Origin of the sequence: Brevibacillus sp. WF146 (assembly GCF_001673705.2) — a bacterium.
GTDB classification, from domain to species: domain Bacteria; phylum Bacillota; class Bacilli; order Brevibacillales; family Brevibacillaceae; genus Brevibacillus; species Brevibacillus thermoruber.
On sequence record NZ_CP109943.1, the window covers coordinates 2,240,008 to 2,260,488 of the forward strand.

The 20,481-nt window shown below is 58.7% G+C and carries 19 protein-coding genes; all 19 read left to right on the plus strand.

All coding sequences use genetic code 11. The annotated features are described in order from the left end of the window. Positions 1 to 15: 15 nt before the first annotated feature. The 19 genes from A6764_RS11100 (at position 16) to rny (ending at position 20,411) form a co-directional block, all read left to right on the plus strand. Entirely contained in the window at positions 16 to 741 is a 726-nt protein-coding gene (locus A6764_RS11100) for a GntR family transcriptional regulator (protein ID WP_044898221.1), read from the plus strand. A gap of 60 nt (positions 742 to 801) precedes the next feature. Then, entirely contained in the window at positions 802 to 1,854 is a 1,053-nt protein-coding gene (locus tag A6764_RS11105) for a BMP family lipoprotein (protein WP_029099018.1), read from the plus strand. Positions 1,855 to 1,975: 121 nt separating this feature from the next. Then, complete coding sequence (locus tag A6764_RS11110; RefSeq protein ID WP_176703223.1) at positions 1,976 to 3,490, plus strand: ABC transporter ATP-binding protein; 1,515 nt, start codon at positions 1,976 to 1,978, stop codon at positions 3,488 to 3,490. After that, on the plus strand, positions 3,483 to 4,553 hold the full coding sequence (locus tag A6764_RS11115) for an ABC transporter permease (RefSeq protein ID WP_065066506.1): 1,071 nt from the start codon (positions 3,483 to 3,485) through the stop codon (positions 4,551 to 4,553). Before A6764_RS11110 ends, A6764_RS11115 begins: the two co-directional genes overlap by 8 nt. After that, positions 4,553 to 5,512, plus strand: coding sequence for an ABC transporter permease (locus A6764_RS11120; RefSeq protein ID WP_065066505.1), 960 nt, complete (start codon positions 4,553 to 4,555; stop codon positions 5,510 to 5,512). Before A6764_RS11115 ends, A6764_RS11120 begins: the two co-directional genes overlap by 1 nt. Positions 5,513 to 5,751: 239 nt before the next feature. After that, positions 5,752 to 5,907 carry a CpXC domain-containing protein gene (locus tag A6764_RS11125; protein ID WP_162836724.1) on the plus strand — a complete coding sequence of 52 codons (156 nt, stop codon included), beginning with the start codon at positions 5,752 to 5,754 and terminating at the stop codon, positions 5,905 to 5,907. Positions 5,908 to 6,100: 193 nt separating this feature from the next. Beyond that, complete coding sequence (gene yfmF / locus A6764_RS11130; protein ID WP_065066504.1) at positions 6,101 to 7,396, plus strand: EF-P 5-aminopentanol modification-associated protein YfmF; 1,296 nt, start codon at positions 6,101 to 6,103, stop codon at positions 7,394 to 7,396. Between the two features lies 1 nt (position 7,397). After that, on the plus strand, positions 7,398 to 8,690 hold the full coding sequence (gene yfmH, locus A6764_RS11135; protein WP_065066503.1) for an EF-P 5-aminopentanol modification-associated protein YfmH: 1,293 nt from the start codon (positions 7,398 to 7,400) through the stop codon (positions 8,688 to 8,690). 9 nt (positions 8,691 to 8,699) lie between these two features. Further along, positions 8,700 to 9,434 (plus strand): elongation factor P 5-aminopentanone reductase, encoded by a 735-nt coding sequence (gene ymfI, locus A6764_RS11140; protein ID WP_065066502.1) that lies wholly within the window; start codon positions 8,700 to 8,702, stop codon positions 9,432 to 9,434. Positions 9,435 to 9,524: 90 nt separating this feature from the next. Beyond that, complete coding sequence (locus A6764_RS11145; protein ID WP_029099025.1) at positions 9,525 to 9,794, plus strand: DUF3243 domain-containing protein; 270 nt, start codon at positions 9,525 to 9,527, stop codon at positions 9,792 to 9,794. A 122-nt stretch (positions 9,795 to 9,916) separates the two neighbouring features. Then, positions 9,917 to 10,696 carry a DUF3388 domain-containing protein gene (locus A6764_RS11150; protein WP_029099026.1) on the plus strand — a complete coding sequence of 260 codons (780 nt, stop codon included), beginning with the start codon at positions 9,917 to 9,919 and terminating at the stop codon, positions 10,694 to 10,696. 12 nt (positions 10,697 to 10,708) lie between these two features. Continuing rightward, positions 10,709 to 11,614 carry a helix-turn-helix domain-containing protein gene (locus tag A6764_RS11155; RefSeq protein ID WP_044898227.1) on the plus strand — a complete coding sequence of 302 codons (906 nt, stop codon included), beginning with the start codon at positions 10,709 to 10,711 and terminating at the stop codon, positions 11,612 to 11,614. A gap of 112 nt (positions 11,615 to 11,726) precedes the next feature. After that, on the plus strand, positions 11,727 to 13,073 hold the full coding sequence (gene rimO / locus A6764_RS11160; protein WP_065066501.1) for a 30S ribosomal protein S12 methylthiotransferase RimO: 1,347 nt from the start codon (positions 11,727 to 11,729) through the stop codon (positions 13,071 to 13,073). Next, complete coding sequence (pgsA, locus tag A6764_RS11165) at positions 13,074 to 13,649, plus strand: CDP-diacylglycerol--glycerol-3-phosphate 3-phosphatidyltransferase (RefSeq protein WP_029099029.1); 576 nt, start codon at positions 13,074 to 13,076, stop codon at positions 13,647 to 13,649. A gap of 143 nt (positions 13,650 to 13,792) precedes the next feature. Beyond that, on the plus strand, positions 13,793 to 15,034 hold the full coding sequence (locus A6764_RS11170) for a competence/damage-inducible protein A (protein WP_264622227.1): 1,242 nt from the start codon (positions 13,793 to 13,795) through the stop codon (positions 15,032 to 15,034). A 6-nt stretch (positions 15,035 to 15,040) separates the two neighbouring features. After that, positions 15,041 to 16,627, plus strand: coding sequence for a DEAD/DEAH box helicase (locus A6764_RS11175; protein ID WP_029099031.1), 1,587 nt, complete (start codon positions 15,041 to 15,043; stop codon positions 16,625 to 16,627). A gap of 160 nt (positions 16,628 to 16,787) precedes the next feature. Beyond that, positions 16,788 to 17,846, plus strand: coding sequence for a recombinase RecA (recA, locus tag A6764_RS11180; protein WP_029099032.1), 1,059 nt, complete (start codon positions 16,788 to 16,790; stop codon positions 17,844 to 17,846). Between the two features lie 108 nt (positions 17,847 to 17,954). Next, positions 17,955 to 18,596 carry a regulatory protein RecX gene (locus A6764_RS11185; RefSeq protein ID WP_065066500.1) on the plus strand — a complete coding sequence of 214 codons (642 nt, stop codon included), beginning with the start codon at positions 17,955 to 17,957 and terminating at the stop codon, positions 18,594 to 18,596. A 276-nt stretch (positions 18,597 to 18,872) separates the two neighbouring features. Continuing rightward, positions 18,873 to 20,411, plus strand: coding sequence for a ribonuclease Y (gene rny / locus A6764_RS11190; RefSeq protein ID WP_029099034.1), 1,539 nt, complete (start codon positions 18,873 to 18,875; stop codon positions 20,409 to 20,411). The last annotated feature ends 70 nt before the right edge of the window (positions 20,412 to 20,481 follow it).

Here is a 20,481-nt window from a genome sequence, read left to right on the forward strand (position 1 = left end):
CAGGAGTGAAGGTGGATGAGCATCAAGGGGAATTTCCGGTCGCTGAGCCTCTTGGTCATGGACAAGATCAAGAGCGATATTGATTCCGGGGAGCTAAAACCCGGCGATCGTCTCCCTTCCGAAGCCGAGCTGTCAAAACAGTTGGGTGTGAGTCGGGCGACGCTGCGGGAAGCGCTTCGCCTTCTCGAAGAAGAGAAAATCGTGATCCGTCGTCACGGAGTCGGCACGTTTATCAATTCCCGGCCTGTTTTTTCCGGCGGGATTGGGGAACTCTTTAGTGTGACGGACGCGATTGAGCGGCAGGGGTACAAGGCGGGGACGATCATTCTCCGCACCGCGTTCGGCGAGCCTGGCGAGGAAGAGCGCAAACGGCTGTCCCTCAATCCGGGCGAAGGCGTGCTCATGGTGGAGCGCATTCGCACGGCGGACGGCGACCCGGTCGTCTACTGCTTTGACCGCATCCCGGCCCACCTGGTGCCCGGAGGCTACACGGCAGAGGGCGAGTCCATCTTCAACTGGCTGGAGAGCAAAACGGGCCTGCGCATCGCGTATGCAGTGGCTCACATCGAACCGCTGGGCTACTCTGAAAAGGTTTCCAATCTGCTGCGGTGCGACAAAAACGCGACGCTGCTCCTGCTGAAACAGATTCACTACGACGAGAGTGAACGGCCCGTGCTATATTCCCACAATTATTTCCGGGCGGACAAGATTCACTTTCACGTCGTGCGCAGACGGCTCTAACAAGCGGGGGAAACCTCGCACAACAATTTCATTCCATTTAAAAACAGGGGGTATTCCGGCATGAAAAAGGTACTTTCCGTCCTCTCCGTGGCAGCTCTCAGCCTTTCGCTTGTCCTGGCTGGGTGCGGCGGAAAAACAGAAGGACAGCAAGGAGCGGCCAACCAAGGGGAAGGCCAGGCGGCTGCGCCGAACGCGAGAATCGGCATGGTGACCGACGTGGGCGGTGTGAACGACAACTCCTTCAACCAGAGCGCGTGGGAAGGTCTGCAAAAACTGCAAAAAGACCTCAACCTCCCGCAGGAAAACGTAAACTACCTCCAGTCCACCAGTGACGCCGACTACATCCCGAACCTGACCCAGTTCGTCAAGGACAAATGGGATCTGACCTGGGGGATCGGCTTCCTGATGGGCGACCACGTGAAAAAAGTGGCTTCCGAAAACCCGGACGCCAAACTGGCGATCATTGACGCCGAAGTGGACGCGCCGAACGTGGAATCCGTCCTGTTCAAAGAGCATGAAGGTTCCTTCCTGGTTGGCGTGGTCGCCGCGAAAATGAGCAAAACGAAAAAGGTCGGCTTTGTCGGCGGGATGGAAATTCCGGTGATCAAGCGCTTTGAAGCCGGTTTCGAAGCAGGCGTGAAGGCCGTCGATCCGAGCGTTCAGGTCGTGAAGGTGTACACCGCCGCGTTCGACAAACCGGACCAGGGCAAATCCACCGCGTCGCAAATGTACGACCAGGGCGTCGACATCATCTTCCACGCGTCCGGCGCCACCGGCGACGGCGTGTTCAACGAAGCCAAGGCTCGCAAGGCCAAAGGCCAACAGGTTTGGGTAATCGGCGTGGACAAGGACCAGTCCCTGACCTTCGGCGACGACATCACCCTCACCTCCATGGTGAAGCGTGTGGACGAAGCCGTATACCGCGTGTCCAAAGACGTCATCGACGGCAAATTCAAAGGCGGCATCGTATGGCTTGGTCTGAAGGAAAACGGCGTAGGCCTGGCCGACACCTCCAACAAGAACGTGCCGGCAGACGTGCTGAAGCTGGTTGACGAGTACAAGCAAAAAATCGTAAACGGCGAGATCAAGGTTCCTGAAACACCTCAACAGTAACCCACAGCAGGCTGCACACGGACAAGGCTAGTTCGAGCAACTAGCCTTGTTCTTTACCTTCAAACTAAGACCCACAAAAACGGGGGGAACATGGTTGAATTCGGTACAGACAGTTGTTGAAATGCGCGGGATTACCAAGCGCTTTCCCGGCATCGTCGCAAACGACAACATCAACCTGGTCGTGAAAAAAGGCGAAATCCACGCCCTCCTGGGGGAGAACGGCGCGGGGAAGTCCACGTTGATGAACATCTTGTTTGGCTTGTATCAACCGGATGAGGGAGAAATCCTCATCAACGGGAAACCGGTACACATCACGAGTCCCAACGTCGCGAACGAACTGGGCATCGGCATGGTGCACCAACATTTCATGCTTGTGGAAACCTTTACGGTCACTGAAAACATTGTGTTAGGAAACGAACCGAAAAACGGGTTGCAGATAGATATTCGCCGAGCGGTCAAGGAAGTGGAGGAGCTTTCCCGCAAGTACGGGCTGAAAGTGGATCCCACTGCCAAAATTGCCGATATTTCCGTAGGCATGCAGCAGCGGGTGGAGATTTTGAAAACGCTTTACCGCGGGGCGGACATCCTCATTTTTGACGAGCCGACCGCCGTCCTGACCCCGCAGGAGATTCAGGAACTGATCGAGATCATGCACAATCTGGTAAAAGAGGGCAAGACGATCATCCTGATCACCCACAAGTTGAAGGAGATCATGGCCGTCTGCGACGCGGTCACGATCATTCGCCGGGGCAAGGTGATCGATTCGGTCGCCGTCAAGGATACCAACCCGGACGAGTTGGCCGCCAAGATGGTGGGGCGCGAGGTTACGTTCAAAGTGGACAAGCAGCCGCCGCAGCCGAAAGAGGTCATCCTCTCCGTCGAGAACGTCACCGCCATGGGCAACCGCGGCGTCAACGCGCTGAACGGCATCTCGTTTGAAGTGCGCGCCGGGGAGATCCTCGGCATCGCCGGCGTGGACGGCAACGGCCAAAGCGAACTGATCGAGGTGCTGACCGGACTGCGCAAGGCTTCCGGCGGACGGATCCTCTTGAAGGGCCAGGACATTACCAACCGGCTGCCGCGGGAAATCTCGGAAGCGGGCCTGTCCCACATTCCGGAAGACCGGCACAAGCGCGGGCTGGTGCTCGACTTTACCATGAGCGAAAACATGGTGCTGGAGACGTACTTCCACCCGCGGTTCAACAAAAACGGCTTCCTGGACTACGCGGCGATTGACAAGCACGCATCCAGACTGATCGAGGAGTTCGACGTCCGCACGCCGAGCATCCACACCAAGGCACGAGCGCTTTCCGGCGGCAACCAGCAGAAGGCAATCATCGCCCGCGAAGTGGACAAGGACCCGGATCTTTTGATCGCGGCGCAGCCGACGCGTGGGTTGGACGTGGGGGCCATCGAGTTTATCCACAAACGGCTCGTGGAGCAGCGCGACAAGGGCAAGGCCGTGCTGCTGATTTCGCTCGAACTGGACGAGGTAATCAACGTATCCGACCGGATTGCGGTCATTTACGAGGGACAGATTGTCGGCATTGTCGACGCCAAGTCGACGACCGAACAAGAACTGGGCTTGATGATGTCCGGCGGAAAACGGATGCAAGGAGGAGGAAGCGATGAATAGAGTGATTGCTGTTTTTACCAAGGAATCGTTCCTCGTCCCGGCAGCAGCTATCATTCTTGGATTATTGACCGGAGCCGTCGCCATGCTCGCGGGGGGATTCAACCCGATCAAGGCGTACGCGTCCCTTGTGGAAAAGGTATTCGGCAGTTCGTACAACTTCGGTGAGACGATCCGCCAGATCACGCCGCTGATCTTTACGGGCCTGTCCGTGGCGTTTGCTTTCCGCACCGGCCTGTTCAACATCGGGGCGGAGGGGCAGTTCATCATGGGGATGATCGCCTCTACGGCGGTGGGCATTTCCCTGGATCTCCCGGCGTACATTCACGCGCCGCTCGCCGTGCTGGCCGGTGCGCTGGCAGGGGGCCTGTGGGGAGCCATCGCCGGCTACCTGAAAGCGGCCCGGGGCGTCAACGAGGTCATCACGACCATCATGCTGAACTGGATTGCCCTCTACTTCGCCAACTACATTCTGAACGCTTTCTTCGTGCCGGCGGGACAGCAGCGTTCCGAGATGATCAAGGATTCCGCCTCCATCACGATCGGCTGGCTGTCACAGATGTTTGACAGCGCCCGGCTGCACTGGGGGACGCTGCTGGCCGTGCTCGCCGCCGTCTTTTTCTACGTCGTCCTGTGGAAGACCAAGACCGGTTTCGAACTGCGCGCGGTCGGCCTGAACCCGCACGCGTCCGAGTACGCCGGAATGAACGTCAACCGCAACGTGGTCAACGCCATGTTTATCGGCGGGATGTTCGCCGGCATCGGCGGCGCATGCGAGATCCTGGGCGTGTTTCACTACCAGGCTGTCATGGCGGCCATGCCGGGGTACGGCTTTGACGGAATCGCCGTCGCCCTGATCGGCGGCAACAACCCGTTGGGCGTCGTCCTGGCAGCGATTCTGTTCGGCATGCTGACGTTCGGCGCAGCCGGCATGAAGTTTGGCGCCGGCGTTCCGGTTGAGCTGATTCGCGTCGTGATCGCGTCCGTCATCTTCTTCGTGGCTGCTCACGGCATCGTGAAAGTCTTCCTGAAGCCTATTCTGAAGAAAAAGGAGGGTGGAAACTGATGGATTGGGGCATGATCCTCAGCAACCTGGTTCACGATACCATCGTGTTTTCCACTGCCTTGATTTTTGCCGCGCTGGGCGGCATGTACTCGGAGCGTTCCGGGGTCGTCAACATCGCGCTGGAAGGGATGATGATCATCGGGGCGTTTACCGGTGCCGTGGTCACCTTCTTTGCGCAGGACGCGTTCGGCAGCGGCGCGCCGTGGGTGGGCTTTGCCGCCGCGATCGTGGCCGGCGCGATCTTTGCCCTGCCGCACGCGGTGGCTTCGATTACGTTCAAAGCCGACCAGGTGGTCAGCGGCGTTGCGCTGAACTTCCTGGCCGCAGGGTTGTCCGTCTACCTGACCAAGATCATCTTCCACGGTGCGGGCCAAACCACGACGCTCTCCCACGTGTTCGGCAAATGGCACATTCCGCTGCTGGCCGACATCCCGTATGTGGGACACGCGCTGTTCGAAGGGTATCCGACCAGCTTTATCGCATTCGCGTTGGTGGCTCTCTCCTGGTACGTGCTGTTCAAAACGCCGTTCGGTCTGCGGCTGCGGGCGGTCGGTGAGCATCCGCGCGCCGCGGACACCGTCGGCATCAATGTCAAGCGCATGCGCTACACCGCGGTCATGATCAGCGGCGCCCTGGCAGCGATGGGCGGCGCGACGATCGCCCTGACCACGACCAGCAACTTCTCCCACAACACGGTGTCCGGCCAAGGATTCATCGCGCTGGCTGCGTTGATTTTCGGGAAGTGGCATCCGGCCGGCGCGATGGGCGCGGCGCTGTTCTTCGGGGTGGCGCAGGCGATCAAGTCGCTGGTGCAGATCTTCGGTCTGACCCAATACGTTCCGACCGGATTCATCTACATGCTTCCGTACATTTTGACCATCCTGGTCCTGGCGGGCGTGGTCGGCCGTTCGAACGCCCCCGCTGCATTGGGCAAGCCGTACGAGACCGGCTCCCGCTAATAAAACTCGATCATGCGTCTGGAACCTGGCGCTCTCCCTCTGCGGTCGTGCTCTCGCCAAACCGCGCAGGGGGAGAGGAGCGGTCCGCCGCTCGCTGCAAATGGCGATCGTCTCCTGCCCGGGCTTCCGGGCGCTTTTTTGTTGGAACGCGAACGATCAGCAAATGCGTCCGCGTAATCCCGGGAGAGATTGGGGCACACTACACGGAGGAAGCAATTCTTCATAAAGGAGGACGTCTGATGTGGACCTGCCCCTACTGCGGCGGCACCCACGGCCTGCCGTTTCACGACAGCCAACTGGACGGGATGCTCTGCCTGGAGCCCGACTGCGGCCGCTTTGTCGAAAGCAATGCGGACCCCGACGATCTCAGCGAGTGGGATGACACCGATCTGTAGCGAAACGGGAGCGGGACCCGTTCTTTTGCAGTGGTAGGCATCGGCCGGGGTGCATACAGTAACAGAAGAGATCATTTTCACGGTGAAAAGGCGGAGACGGTACGGTCCCGCCTTTTCTCGTCTGCTTTGCTGAACGGCCTGCCAATTGGTTACAATAGAAGAGATCAAGCCGACGGAGAAGGGAGAATGGGATATGAGCGAGCAGCGAAATGAGATTGCGTTTCACACCTCCTCAGTCAACGGAATCCATGTACATATCCTGCCGACTGCCAAATTCAAGACCACGACCATCGTGACCATGATCGAACAGGAACTGTCTGAAGCGCACGTGACCAAGACCGCGCTCCTGGCCATGGTAATGAAGCGGGCAACCGCCCGATTCCCCGACACCAAGCAGCTTCGCGAACATCTGGACTATCTCTACGGAGCGATTTTCGACGTGGACGTGGTGAAAAAGGGAGAGCGGCAGATCCTCCAGATCTACATGGAAGTGCCGAACGAGAAGTACCTTTCGCAAGAGACGTCCCTCTTGGACCAGGCGATTCGCTTCGTCGGCGACGTGCTGACCCGCCCCTATCTGGAAGGGGAAGCGTTTGCCGAAAAGTACGTCGCCCAGGAAAAAGAGACGCTGCGCAAGCGGATCGACAGCCTGATTGACGACAAGATGAAGTACGCCAACCAGCGGGTGACGGCGGAGATGTGCAAAGGGGAGCCGTTCGCCCTGCTCGCCCAGGGGCGGACCGAGGATCTGCCGTCCATTACGGGGGCGGAGCTGTACCGCTATTTCCGCGAGATCACGTCGCGCAATCCGATCGACATCTTCGTGGTCGGGGACGTGCAGCGGGCCGAAGTGGAGGAGGCGATCAGCACCCATGTGACCCCGGATCGGGCGGAGGTGATAACGTTCCCGCCGACCAACGCCACCAAACAAGTGACCCAGGCGCGGGAAGTCATCGAGCGGCTCGACGTCAGCCAGGCGAAACTGAACATCGGCTGCCGTACGCAGATTTCCTACAAGGACGACGATTACCCGGCGCTCCTGGTTTACAACGGCGTGCTGGGCGGCTTTCCCCATTCCAAGCTGTTTGTCAACGTCCGCGAAAAGGCGAGTCTGGCTTACTACGCCGTCTCCCGGCTGGAGAGCCACAAAGGCATCCTGATGATGATGTCCGGCATCGACGTAAACAACTACCGGCGGGCTGTCGACATCATCAAGGAACAGTTGGAGCTGATGCGGCAGGGAAGCATCACCGCCGGAGAACTGGAGCAGACAAAAGCCACGCTGACCAACCAGTTCCGCGAACTCCTGGACAGCGCCCGGATGATGATCGACTTTGCCTACAACGGCGTGCTCAGCGGGCGGAAACGGCAGTTGAACGAACTGCTGAACGAGATCAACGGCGTGACGGTGGACGACATTAAACGCGTGGCTGAACGCGTCGCGATCGATACCATCTATCTCTTGCGGGACAAAAAGGGGGATGTGTAACATGCATACCACCGTGTTTGAACAGGTGAACGAAACCGTCTATCACGAGAAACTGCCGAACGGCCTGCAGGTGTACCTGGTGCCCAAGCAGGGATTCAGCAAGACGTACGCCGTTTTTACCACGCGGTACGGCTCCGTCGACAGCCATTTTCGCACCCGCAGCGGGGAAGAGGTGCACGTGCCGGACGGGATCGCTCATTTTCTGGAACATAAGATGTTTGAGAAAAAAGACCGGGATGTCATGCACGAGTTCAGCAAGAACGGCGCCTCCTGCAACGCCTTCACCAGCTTCAACCGCACGGCGTACCTGTTTTCCTGCACCGACAAGCTGGAGGCCAACCTGAATCTGCTCTTAGATTACGTGCAGGAACCGTACTTTTCCGACGCCAGCGTGGAAAAGGAAAAAGGCATCATCGGCCAGGAAATCACCATGTACGACGACAACCCGGACTGGAAAGTGTACATGAATCTCCTGAAAGCCATGTATCAGCGGTATCCGATCAACATCGAGATCGCCGGCACGATTGACTCCATCTCCAAGATCACCAAGGAGATGCTGTACCAGTGCTACGAAACGTTTTACCATCCGGCCAACATGCTGCTGTTGGTGGTGGGGTCGTTTGAGCCGGAAGCAGTCATGGGCTTGATCCGGAACAATCAGGCCGCCAAGGAGTTCCCGCCCGCGCCGAAGATCGAACGCATCTTTCCGGAAGAGCCGGCGGAAGTGGCCAAGCAGCGCATCGAACATCATCTGCCCGTGGGGATGCCCAAATGCATGATCGGCTTCAAGGAAAAACAAAGCGGTTTGTCCGGAGAGGCCTTGTTAAAACGGGAGCTTGCCACTAAACTGTTGTTGGACATCGCGTTTGGCACCAGCTCCGCCCTCTATCAGAAATGGTACGACAGCGGGCTGATCACGGAGAATTTCGACGTCGACTACAGCGGCGAACAGGACTACGGCTACTCCATTATCGGCGCCGACACTCCCGATCCCGACCGCTTGGCCGAAGAAGTCAAGCAGGGAATCGCGGCGTTGAAGCAGTCGGGCATCGCGGAGGACGATTTTGAACGCGCCAAGCGGAAAAAAATCGGCCAGTTTTTGCGCTCGCTCAATTCCGTGGAGTTTATCGCCAACCAGTTTACCAGCTACAAATTCAACGGCAGCGACCTCTTCTCCGTGGTGCCGGCGCTGGAGTCGATCACCCGCGAAGACGTGGAGGAACGCTTGAGGGAGCACTTTCTGCCGGAACAAATGTCCATCTCGATCGTTCGTTCCGCTTCGCCGCAGGAGTAGTGAACGCACATGAACCCACAGACGCCTTGGGCGTTGGTGACAGGGGCGTCCGGCGAGATCGGCCGCGCCATCAGCCTGGCGTTGGCCGCGTCGGGCGTCCCGCTTTACCTGCATTACCATCAATCCTACGACAAGCTGGAGCCGGTGCTGAACGAATGCCGGGCGCGGGGCGTCCCCGCGTATGCCCTGCAGGCTGACCTGCGCGACGTGGGGCAGATCACCGCCATGTTTCAGGCCATGCCCGTTGCCCCGCTGCTGCTCGTCAACAACGCGTCGGCGGATCACGTCGGTCTTTTTGCCGATGTGTCGCCCGAAATGTTTGACGAGCTGGTGGCGCTCAACGTCCGCTCCGCCTATTTCGTGACGCAGGCGGCGTTGGGTGCGATGCTTCGGGAGCGGTACGGCCGGATTGTCAACATCTCCTCCGTCTGGGGCCTGACGGGCGGCTCCTGCGAAGTGCTCTACTCGCTCACCAAGGGGGCCGTCAACGCCTTTACCAAAGCACTGGCCAAAGAGCTTGCCCCCAACGGCATCACCGTAAACGCGGTGGCGCCGGGAGCGATTCAGGGCGGCATGATGGAGCGGTTTTCTCCCGAGGAGCTGGAGATGATCGCTGCGGAGATCCCAGCGGGCCGTCTGGGCACGCCGGAAGAGGTGGCTGCGGTCGTCCGCTTTTTGCTGACGGCAGAGGCGAGCTACCTGACCGGTCAGATCATCAGTCCCAACGGTGGCTGGTACGCCTGAGACGGCATGCATAATTCCCTCCTGATGATGGCATTCTACCAATATACGGGCACAAACCTGTCCGTAACGTACAGAAGGAGGGAATAGTACATGTCGGTTCTCGACAATTTCCGCGACTGGAAGCAATTTCTCGGCGAGCGCGTAGAGCAGGCCAAACAGGCTGGCATGGAAAGCGACACCATTCAAAATGTGGCGTATCAGATCGGCCATTACCTGGCCGGCCAGGTGGACCCGAAAAACGATCAGGAGCGCCTGCTGAAGCAGTTGTGGGACGCCGGCGACGAAGAGCAGCAGCGCGCGCTGGCATCCATGATGGTCAAGCTGGTGGAGAACGACGCCGGCCCCAACCAAGGCAGCTAACTGCACTGAAATCCCCTTTCCACGGGGATTTTTCTTTTCCGTCCGAATCTCTGATTGTCGATCGTTCGGAACGTGATATACTACATACGAAGAGAAAATTGGCTGTCGGAGAGGATAGGGGCATGGAAGCGAAAAAAGAGTGGTACATGGAATACGAAATCTCCAAAAACCGGCCCGGTCTGCTGGGGGATGTCGCCTCCATCTTGGGGATGCTCAACATCAATATCGTGACGATCAACGGTGTCGACAACATGCGACGCGGCATGCTGCTGCTGACGGATGACGACGAAAAAATAGAGGTACTGCGCAACGTTGTGCTAAAAATGGACAATATAACCATAACGAGGCTGCGGCCGCCGACAATGCTGGACAGACTGGCGGTTCGCCACGGGCGCTACATCGAGCGCGACAGCGAGGACAAAAAAACGTTCCGGTTCGTGCGCGACGAGCTGGGGCTCTTGGTCGACTTCATGGCGGAGATTTTGAAGCGGGAGGGCCACCAGTTGATCGGCATCCGCGGCATGCCGCGCGTCGGCAAAACCGAGTCGATGATCGCGGCCAGCGTGTCGGCCAACAAGCGCTGGACGTTCATCTCCTCCACGCTGCTGCGGCAGACCGTGCGCAGCTCCCTTGCCGTTGATGAGATGACGACCGATCATGTATATTTAATAGATGGAATTGTGTCGACGCTGCGCTCCACGGAGAAACATCACGCGCTGCTGAGGGAAATCATGAACTTCCCGGCCGCCAAGATCATCGAACATCCCGATATTTTCGTCCGCGAGTCGGAGTACGAACTGTCAGATTTTCACTACATCATCGAACTGCGTCAGCATCCGGACGAAGAGATTACATACGAGTTGATCAACAACCGCGGCTTCGACCATTTCGACATGAATTAAGGAGGGTAAGCTGTGTCTGAGCTAGGTCAAGTACTACAAAGGGCCCGCGAAGAAAAAGGGATCACGCTCGACGACATCCAACGGATCACCAAGATCCAGCGGCGATATTTGGAAGCCATTGAAAGGGGCCATTTTCACGTACTCCCTGGCCACTTTTACGCACGGGCTTTCGTCAAGAGCTACGCGGAAGCCGTCGGTCTTGATCCGAACCACATCATGAGTCACTTCCAGGCGGATCTGCCTGCCCAACCTCCGCAGGAACAAGTGGAACGGCTGCGCCGCCGCCGGGTGGCGTCCGCCAACAACCCGCTGCAGGCCGGCAGATGGCTGACCAAGACCTTGCTGGTGCTGTTTATCGCGCTGATCATCGGGGTGATCTACATCGCTGTCGTCAACAGCGGGATGAACACCCAGCCGGCGGTGCCGGGGGGGAATCTGTCGTCGGGCGCGGAAATCGTCAATCCGGGCCAGAGCGGCACGCCGACGCCAACCCCATCGCCGCAGACCCAAACGCCCAGACCTCCCGCCACCGTTACGGAACCGGCTCCCGATTCGACCGCGGCCGTCCCGGAGGTTCCGAGCGGCGAGCAGCAGGCGACGGTCACGTTCGAGTCGCAGCAGGGGTCCCTGTACAAGTACACGCTGAGCGGCGGTGACAAGATCACGGTCAAACTCAAAGTCGTCAACGATAAATGCTGGTACGGGGTGTCCGAGGCGAAGGGCAAGAAATACGTCAAAGAGGGCACGTTGAAGAAAGACGAGGAAGTCGTCGTCGAACTGGGCAAGACAGCGTACATCCGTCTGGGCAAGCCGACGGTCGTGGAGATGACGGTCAACGGCGCGCGTGTAGACACGTCCAACATGAAATACATGCCGTCCAACGTCGTCGTTACGATGGCACCATCCGTTACCCAATAGGCAAGCGTCATGCTTGCCTTTCGTACTTTCTTCACTTTTGACACTCCGTTGCGGCTTATATTATACTGAATAGGTGTAATCTGGGCAGGTGTGACCAATTGGAGGAAAACAGATGACAGAGAAGGTAGGCTCACGTGAAAAAGTAGCGATCGTTACGCTGGGCTGTGAAAAGAATCTGGTCGATTCGGACATGATGGCCCATCTGATAGATGAAAAAGGCTACGAACTGGTCGATAACCCCGAAGAAGCAACGGTCGTCATCGTCAATACCTGCGGATTCATCGACGCCGCCAAGGAAGAATCGGTCAACAAGATACTCGACATGGCGGAGCTGAAGGAATCCGGCAAGCTGAAATCGCTTGTCGTGGCAGGCTGTCTCACGCAACGGTACAAAGAGGATATTCTAAAAGAGATCCCGGAAGTGGACGGCATTGTCGGAACAGGCGATTTTATGTCGATTACGGACATTATTGCTGAATCGCTCGCGGGCAAGCGGCCCGCCTATGTCGGCAATCCCGTCTTCACTTACGAGGAAGTGGTCAAACGGAAAGTGAAGGCAGGGACCTATTCCGCCTACATCAAGATTGCGGAGGGCTGCGACAACGCCTGTACGTTCTGCAGCATTCCGCTGATGCGCGGAGGATTTCGCAGCCGGACCATCGAATCGATCGTGGAGGAGGCAAAGCATCTCGCGGAGCAGGGGATTGTGGAGATCAGCCTGATCGCGCAGGATTCCACCAACTACGGCACCGACATTTACGACGGCAAGCACATGCTGCCCGAGCTGCTGAACCGGTTGGCCGAAGTGGACGGGATTCAGTGGATCAGACTGCACTATGCGTACCCCGGTTTCTTTACAGACGAGCTGATCGAGGTGTTTGCGACCAATTCCAAAGTGTGCAAATACGTTGATATGCCGCTGCAGCACTCCGAGGATCATATCCTGAAAAAGATGCGCCGCCCCGGCCGCCAGCGTGATGCCCGCGAACTGGTGGCGAAGATTCGCGCCCGCGTTCCGGACGTCGCCCTGCGAACGTCCCTGATCGTCGGCTTCCCCGGCGAGACGGAAGAGGACTTCCAGCGCCTGTGCGAATTTGTGAAGGATGTGAAGTTTGACCGGCTGGGCGTCTTCACCTATTCGAACGAAGACGATACGCCGGCGACCCGTCTGCCGAACCACGTCGACGAGGAGACCAAGGAAAAACGGGCCAACATCCTGATGGAGATTCAGCGGGAAATCGCCGCCGAGCGAAACGGCCGCTTTGTCGGACAGGTGCTGGACGTGCTCATCGAGCGGTACGAAGGGCGCAATGACATCTACGTCGGCCGCACCCAGTACGACGCTCCGGAGATTGACGGCGAGGTGTTCGTCACGGGATACAAGGGCGAACTGGGCAAAATCGTGAAGGTGAAGATTACGCACTCCTACGAATACGACTTGGCCGGGGAGGTAGTCTAGGTGAATCTCGCCAACCGCATCACCCTCGCCAGGATCTTCCTGGTGCCGGTAGTCATGTTTTTTCTGCTGGTGCGTTACAACATCGGGACGTTTACCATCGGCAGCGTGTCGATGACGTACAACGAACTGATTGCGGCATTGGTGTTCATCCTGGCGGCCAGTACCGACGGTCTGGACGGCTATATCGCCCGCAAACGCAAAATCGTGACCAACTTGGGGAAGTTCCTCGATCCGTTGGCGGATAAGCTGCTGATTTCCGCGGCGCTGATTTCGCTGGTGGAAATGCACCGGCTGGAAGCGTGGATCGCCATCGTCATCATCAGCCGCGAGTTTGCCGTGACCGGTCTGAGACTGGTGGCAGCGGCGGAAGGGCAGGTAATTGCCGCCAGCGCATTGGGCAAACTAAAAACATGGGTGCAGATCGTGGCCATTACGGCGGTGATGGTGAACAATTTTCCGTTTGAGATTTTCGGCATTCCCTTTGATGAAGCGGCGATATGGGCAATGGTGGTGATTACCCTGTACTCCGGGTATGACTACTTCGCCAAGAATCGCAACGTCATCCAATACTCGTAAGAAACGGGTATTGGTCTTCTTTTCTTACCGTATCAGACAGGAAAACCGTTCGGGGACGGCCTGACGATGCGGCAGGAAAAGCTTCGCCGGATGGGCTTCGACGGGCAGCGTTACTTTATTTCCAAAGAGAGTGGATGAGGGGCATGAGAGCGGAGATTATCGCGGTGGGAACGGAACTTTTGCTTGGGCAGATCGCCAATACGAACGCCCAGTATCTCTCCCAGAAGCTGGCGGAAATCGGCGTTGGCGTCTATTTCCACACGGTGGTGGGGGATAATGCCGAACGGCTGGCAAGCGTGATCCGCCAGGCGTCGGCCCGGTCCGATCTGATCGTGTTCACCGGCGGACTGGGACCGACCCAGGACGACTTGACGAAAGAAACCGTGGCGGAGCACCTGGGCGTCGGGTTGACCACCGATCAGGCGGCGATGGAGCGGATCGAGTCGTTTTTTCGCCAGCGGGGCATCACGATGACGGAGAACAACCGCAAGCAGGCGCTGGTGCTGGCGGGCAGCCGCGTCTTCCCGAACGATCACGGCATGGCGCCCGGCATGGCGGCGCAGCGCGACGGACGCACCTACGTGCTGCTGCCGGGGCCGCCCAGCGAACTGTACCCGATGGTGGAGAAATACGTGATGCCGTATCTGATTGGGCTGAAGCCGGAGCAGCAGGTGTTTCACTCGCGCGTGCTGCGCTTCTACGGCATTGGCGAATCGGCGCTGGAGGAACGGCTGCTCGACCTGATCGAACGGCAGGACAACCCGACGATCGCCCCGTACGCCAAGGAGTTTGAAGTGACGCTGCGGATCACGGCCAGGGCGGCGAACGTGGACGATGCGGAGCGGCTGATTCAGCCCGTGGAGAGGGAGATTCGCGAGCGGTTGGGCGAGTACATCTACGTGACGGGAGAGACGTCGCTGCACGAGGTGCTGGTGGACGAACTGAAGCGCAGGGGCGCGACGATCGCCTGCGCGGAGAGCTGCACCGGGGGAACGGCCGCCTCCCTCATTACATCCGTACCCGGCAGTTCCGCCGTCATGCGCGGCGGAGTGGTGTGCTATACCAACGAGGCGAAGCGGCAGCTGCTCAACGTGCCGGAGGAAGTCCTGGCAGGGGAAGGGGCCATCAGCGAGACGACGGCCCGGCTGCTTGCCGAAAACGTCAGGACGACGCTCGGCGCGGACGTCGGCATCTCCGTGACGGGGGTGGCCGGCCCTGATTCCTCTGAAGGCAAACCGGTGGGATTGGTCTACGTCGGCGTCGCCGTGGAAGGGCTGCCCACGCTGGTCAAGGAGCTTCGCCTCGCCGGACGACGACAGGCCATCGTCGGCCGGGCGGCCAAATTTGCGCTGTTTTACGCGCTGCAACGACTAAAAGAAAGGTGACAACACATGACGATTTTTTCTGATTTTCCTTTACATAAATCCATTCTGCAAGCCATTTACGACATGGGCTTCGAAGAGCCGAGCCCGATCCAGGCTGCCTGCATCCCGAAAGTGCTGGAGGGCGGAGACCTGATCGGTCAGGCGCAAACGGGTACGGGGAAAACCGCCGCATTCGGCATTCCGCTGATTGAAAAAGTGACGCCGGGCAACCGCGTGCAGGCGATCGTCCTGACGCCCACCCGCGAGCTGGCCATCCAGGTGGCGGGCGAGCTCTTGCGCATCTCCAAGTATAAAAAAGTCCGCACGCTGCCGATCTACGGCGGACAGTCCATCGGGCACCAGATCCGTGCGCTCCGCCAGGGCGTCCAGGTCGTGGTGGGGACGCCCGGCCGCGTGCTTGACCACCTGCGCCGCAAAACGCTGAAGCTGGAGCACGTGCACACGCTGGTGCTGGACGAAGCGGACGAAATGCTGGATATGGGGTTCATCGACGACATTGAAACCATTATCAACCACCTCCCGGAAGACCGTCAGACCCTGCTGTTCTCCGCGACCATGCCGCCGGAAATCAAGCGCCTGGCGACCCGCTACATGAAACAGCCGCAGACGATCGCCGTCAGCCGCGAAGAAGTGACCGCTCCGCTGATCGAGCAGGTCTACTACAAGGTGTTTGAACGCAACAAGGTGGAAAGCCTCTGCCGCATCCTGGACAGCGAAGACGTCGAGCTGGGGATCATCTTCTGCCGCACCAAACGGGGCGTGGACGAACTGACCGAAGTGCTGCAGGCGCGCGGTTACCTGGCCGACGGCTTGCACGGCGACCTGTCCCAGGCGCAGCGCGACAAGGTGATGAACGCCTTCCGCGAGGGCTCCATCGAGCTGCTGATCGCGACCGACGTGGCGGCGCGCGGCATTGACGTCGGCAACGTTTCCCACGTCATCAACTACGACATCCCGCAGGATTCCGAAAGCTACGTGCACCGGATCGGCCGTACGGGCCGCGCCGGCCGCAAGGGCATTGCCATGACGCTGGTGACGCCGCGCGAGATGCGCCAGATGATGTTCATCCAGAAACAGACCAAAGCCCAACTGATCTGCCGCAACGTGCCCTCCCTGGAGGAAGTGGCGGAACGCAAGCAGGAGCAGCTGCGGGAACAACTGGTCAACCTGCTGGAGAGCGATGGCGTGGCCGACATGTACGTGAAGGTGGCCAACTCGCTCATCGGACAGTACCCGGCGGAGAAGATCGCCGCTGCGGCGCTGCACCTCGCGTTCCACACCGAGATCGGCGAGTCGGAGGAGACTGAGGTCTACAACTTCGGGGAGACCGGCGCCGCCAAGGGGATGGTGCGCTTCTTCCTCAACGTGGGCCGCAATGTCAACGTACGCCCGCAGGATCTGGTGCGGGAGATTTCCGAGTCCGTCGGAATCCCCGGAAAGGCGGTCGGCCGCATCGACATCTTCGAGAACTTCACCTTCGTGGAGGTTCCGGAAGAAGTGGCGCCGTTCGTCTACGAATCGCTTCGCCAAACGCGCATCAACGGCAGACGGATCAACCTGGAGCCGGCAAAGCCGCGCGCCAAGCGTTCCTGATACCGACAGCCGACAAAGGCCGTCACGTTCCGTTTTCGGGGCGGACGGCCTCTTTTCATCATGCGAATATTTGTTCGCAAAAAATACTTGGCAAACGCTTCTGTCTCGATGTATGATGAAGACAAGCAAATCAGTTACGAGTTGAAAGGGAGTGTACCATTTGTCAGATCGTCGCGCTGCTTTGGAAAGTGCATTGCGTCAAATAGAAAAACAGTTCGGGAAAGGATCCATCATGAAGCTGGGGGACATGGCCAACGTTCAGGTTTCCACCGTCTCCAGCGGAGCGCTCGCCCTCGACATCGCCCTGGGTGTGGGCGGATTCCCGCGCGGCCGGATCATCGAAATCTACGGACCGGAATCCTCCGGTAAAACGACGGTTGCCCTTCACGCCATCGCCGAAGTGCAGCGCCAGGGCGGACAAGCCGCGTTTATCGACGCAGAGCACGCGTTGGACCCGGTCTACGCGGCAAAACTGGGCGTAAACATCGATGAGCTGCTGCTCTCCCAGCCTGACACGGGCGAGCAGGCGCTGGAAATCGCCGAGGCGCTGGTGCGTTCCGGTGCCGTTGACATCATCGTCGTGGACTCCGTAGCCGCGCTCGTGCCGAAAGCAGAGATTGAAGGCGAAATGGGCGACTCCCACGTGGGGCTGCAGGCCCGCCTCATGTCGCAGGCGCTGCGCAAACTGTCCGGGGCCATCAACAAATCGAAGACCATCGCCATCTTCATCAACCAGCTCCGCGAGAAAGTGGGCGTCATGTTCGGCAATCCGGAGACGACGCCGGGCGGACGCGCGCTCAAGTTCTACGCGAGCATTCGCCTGGACGTGCGCAAGGCGGAAGCGATCAAGGTGGGCAACGACGTGATCGGCAGCAAGACCAAGATCAAGGTCGTGAAAAACAAGGTGGCGCCGCCGTTCAAAACCGCCGAAGTGGACATCATGTACGGCGAAGGCATTTCCAAGGAGGGCAGCATCCTCGACATCGGCGCGGAGATCGATGTGATCCAGAAGAGCGGGGCATGGTACTCCTTCAACGATGAGCGTCTGGGCCAAGGACGGGAGAACGCCAAACTCTTCCTCAAGGAAAACCCGGAAGTGGCGGCGCAAATTGAAGCCAAAGTGCGCGAGTATTTCAGCCTCAATCCCAACTCCATCCCGAGCATGGAGCCGGTCAACGATCCGGAGCAGGATGAGGAACCGGTATTTGATTTCGAGTAATCGCTTGACAGCCTGTCGCCCTGACAGGCTGTTTGATGTTCGAACCCCCGCCCGGCGCAGACGTGCTGCGAGCCGGGCGGGGTTCGCCGTAAAGGGGGGAGAGGCGCGATGAAAAGCGGCCGGATTACCGCCGTTCACCGCGACGCGAAAAACCAGCATCGCTATCACATTCAAATCGGCGATGAAATCGTCTTTTCCGTCCACGAAGACATTCTCGTCAAGTATCAGCTTTTGAAGGGTACGGAGCTGGACGAGGCGTTCTGCCGGGAGGTCCTGCTCGCCGAAGAAGAGCACAAGGCCTACCTGTTGGCACTCCGCTATCTGGGCATCCGACCGCGGACGAAGAAGCAGGTCGCTTCCTATCTTCGGGAGAAAGGGTATGCGGCGGACGTGACGGATGAAATCTGCCGCCGCATGGAAGAACAGGGCTATCTGGACGATGAGCGGTTTGCCCGGCAGTGGGTGGACGAACGGCTGCGGCTCAAGCCGCGCAGCCCGTACATGATGCGGATGGAACTGCAGCAGCGGGGAATTGACAGCGACACGGCGGATGCGGCCGTTCGCGCCGTTTCATACGAGGATGAGCTGGAAGCGGCCCGCAGGTTGGTGGAAAAGAAGCGGCGGCACCGGCAAGGGCCGCCGGAACCGGACGAGGAGCGAAAGCTGCTGGCGATGCTGGCGCGCAAGGGGTTCTCCGGCTCAATCGTGCAGCAGATTCGCCGCGAACTGCGTGAGGACGGCGGGTCATAGCATTTGCAGTTCTTGACAATTCTTGTTCACAAATAATAAAATAGATTTGTATTTACTTGGTGCATCATACCTTTTCGCTGATTTGATCGCTCGTTGCCAGTGTAACAACTGAACACCCGTACGAACCTGTGCGGATTCAGCGGACCGAGTAAAATCGGTCTTGTTTTTTAACTATACCGGAGCGAAACAACAGCGACACGCCATGAAAAACGAATGTTTGGAAAGCGGGGAGATGTCTTACCACAAGGAGGTGAAACAAAAGAGCCTATGGCCATTATGGATCCGATTGTACTGATCGTGCTATTCGCCGTGCTGATTGTCGGTTATGGTGCCGGCTACTTCACGCGCAAATCCATTGCGGAGGCGAAGATCTCCAGCGCCGAAGAAGCGGCGCGGCAGATCGTCGAAGAAGCCAAACGGGACGCCGAAGCCGTCAAAAAGGAAAAGGTGCTGGAAGCCAAGGACGAGGTATTCAAACTGCGCTCCGAGGCGGAAACCGAACTGCGCGAACGCCGCAACGAAATTCAGCGCCAGGAACGCCGCATCCTGCAGAAGGAAGAGGCGTTGGACCGCAAGATGGAACAACTGGAGCGCAAGGAGGACGAACTGGCCGAGCGCGACAGAACCATCGCGGAACTGCAAAGCAAGGTAGAGCACTTATATAAAGAACAAGTGGCCGAGCTGGAACGCATCTCCGGACTGACCCAGGAAGAAGCCAAGAACATCATCCTGACCGATGTGGAGAACACCGTTCGCCACGAAATGGCGGTCATGATCAAGGAGATCGAGACGCAAGCCAAGGAAGAGGCGGACAAGCGGGCACGCGAGATCATCACCACCGCCATCCAGCGGTGCGCGGCCGACCATGTGGCGGAGACCACCGTTTCCGTGGTTACGCTGCCGAACGATGAGATGAAAGGCCGCATCATCGGACGCGAAGGACGCAACATCCGCGCGCTGGAAACGCTGACCGGCATCGACTTGATCATCGACGACACGCCGGAAGCGGTCATTCTGTCAGGCTTCGATCCGATTCGTCGGGAGATCGCCAAAACCGCTCTGGACAAGCTTGTTGCCGACGGACGCATCCACCCCGCCCGCATCGAGGAGATGGTGGAAAAAGCGCGTCGGGAAGTGGATGAGCGCATCCGCGAATACGGCGAGCAGGCGACGTTTGAAACCGGTGTTCACGGCCTGCATCCGGATTTGATCAAGATTCTCGGCCGTCTGCGCTACCGGACCAGCTACGGACAAAACGTCCTGAAGCACTCGATGGAAGTGGCCCACCTGGCCGGACTGATGGCAGCCGAACTGAGAGAAGACGTCAAACTGGCAAAACGGGCCGGTCTGCTTCACGACATCGGCAAGGCCATCGACCACGAAGTGGAAGGTTCCCACGTGGAGATCGGCGTGGAACTGGCGAAGAAATACAACGAGCATCCCGTTGTCATCAACAGCATCGCGTCCCACCACGGGGATACCGAGCCGACATCCGTCATCGCGATGCTGGTGGGAGCGGCTGACGCGCTCTCTGCCGCCCGGCCGGGAGCCCGCCGTGAAACGCTGGAGACGTACATCAAGCGGCTGGAAAAGCTGGAGGAGATCTCCGAGTCGTTCGACGGCGTGGAAAAATCGTACGCGATTCAGGCCGGCCGCGAAATCCGCGTGATGGTGCAGCCTGAGAAGATCGACGATGCGGAAGCGGCGCGTCTGGCACGCGACATTACCAAACGAATCGAAAACGAACTTGACTATCCGGGTCACATCAAGGTGACCGTAATCCGTGAAACGCGGGCAGTCGAGTATGCAAAGTAAAGTGGCTTACGGCCACTTTACTTTTTTGATGCGAAAGAAAGGGGAACGGTTGGAAGCGTACCGTGCTGTT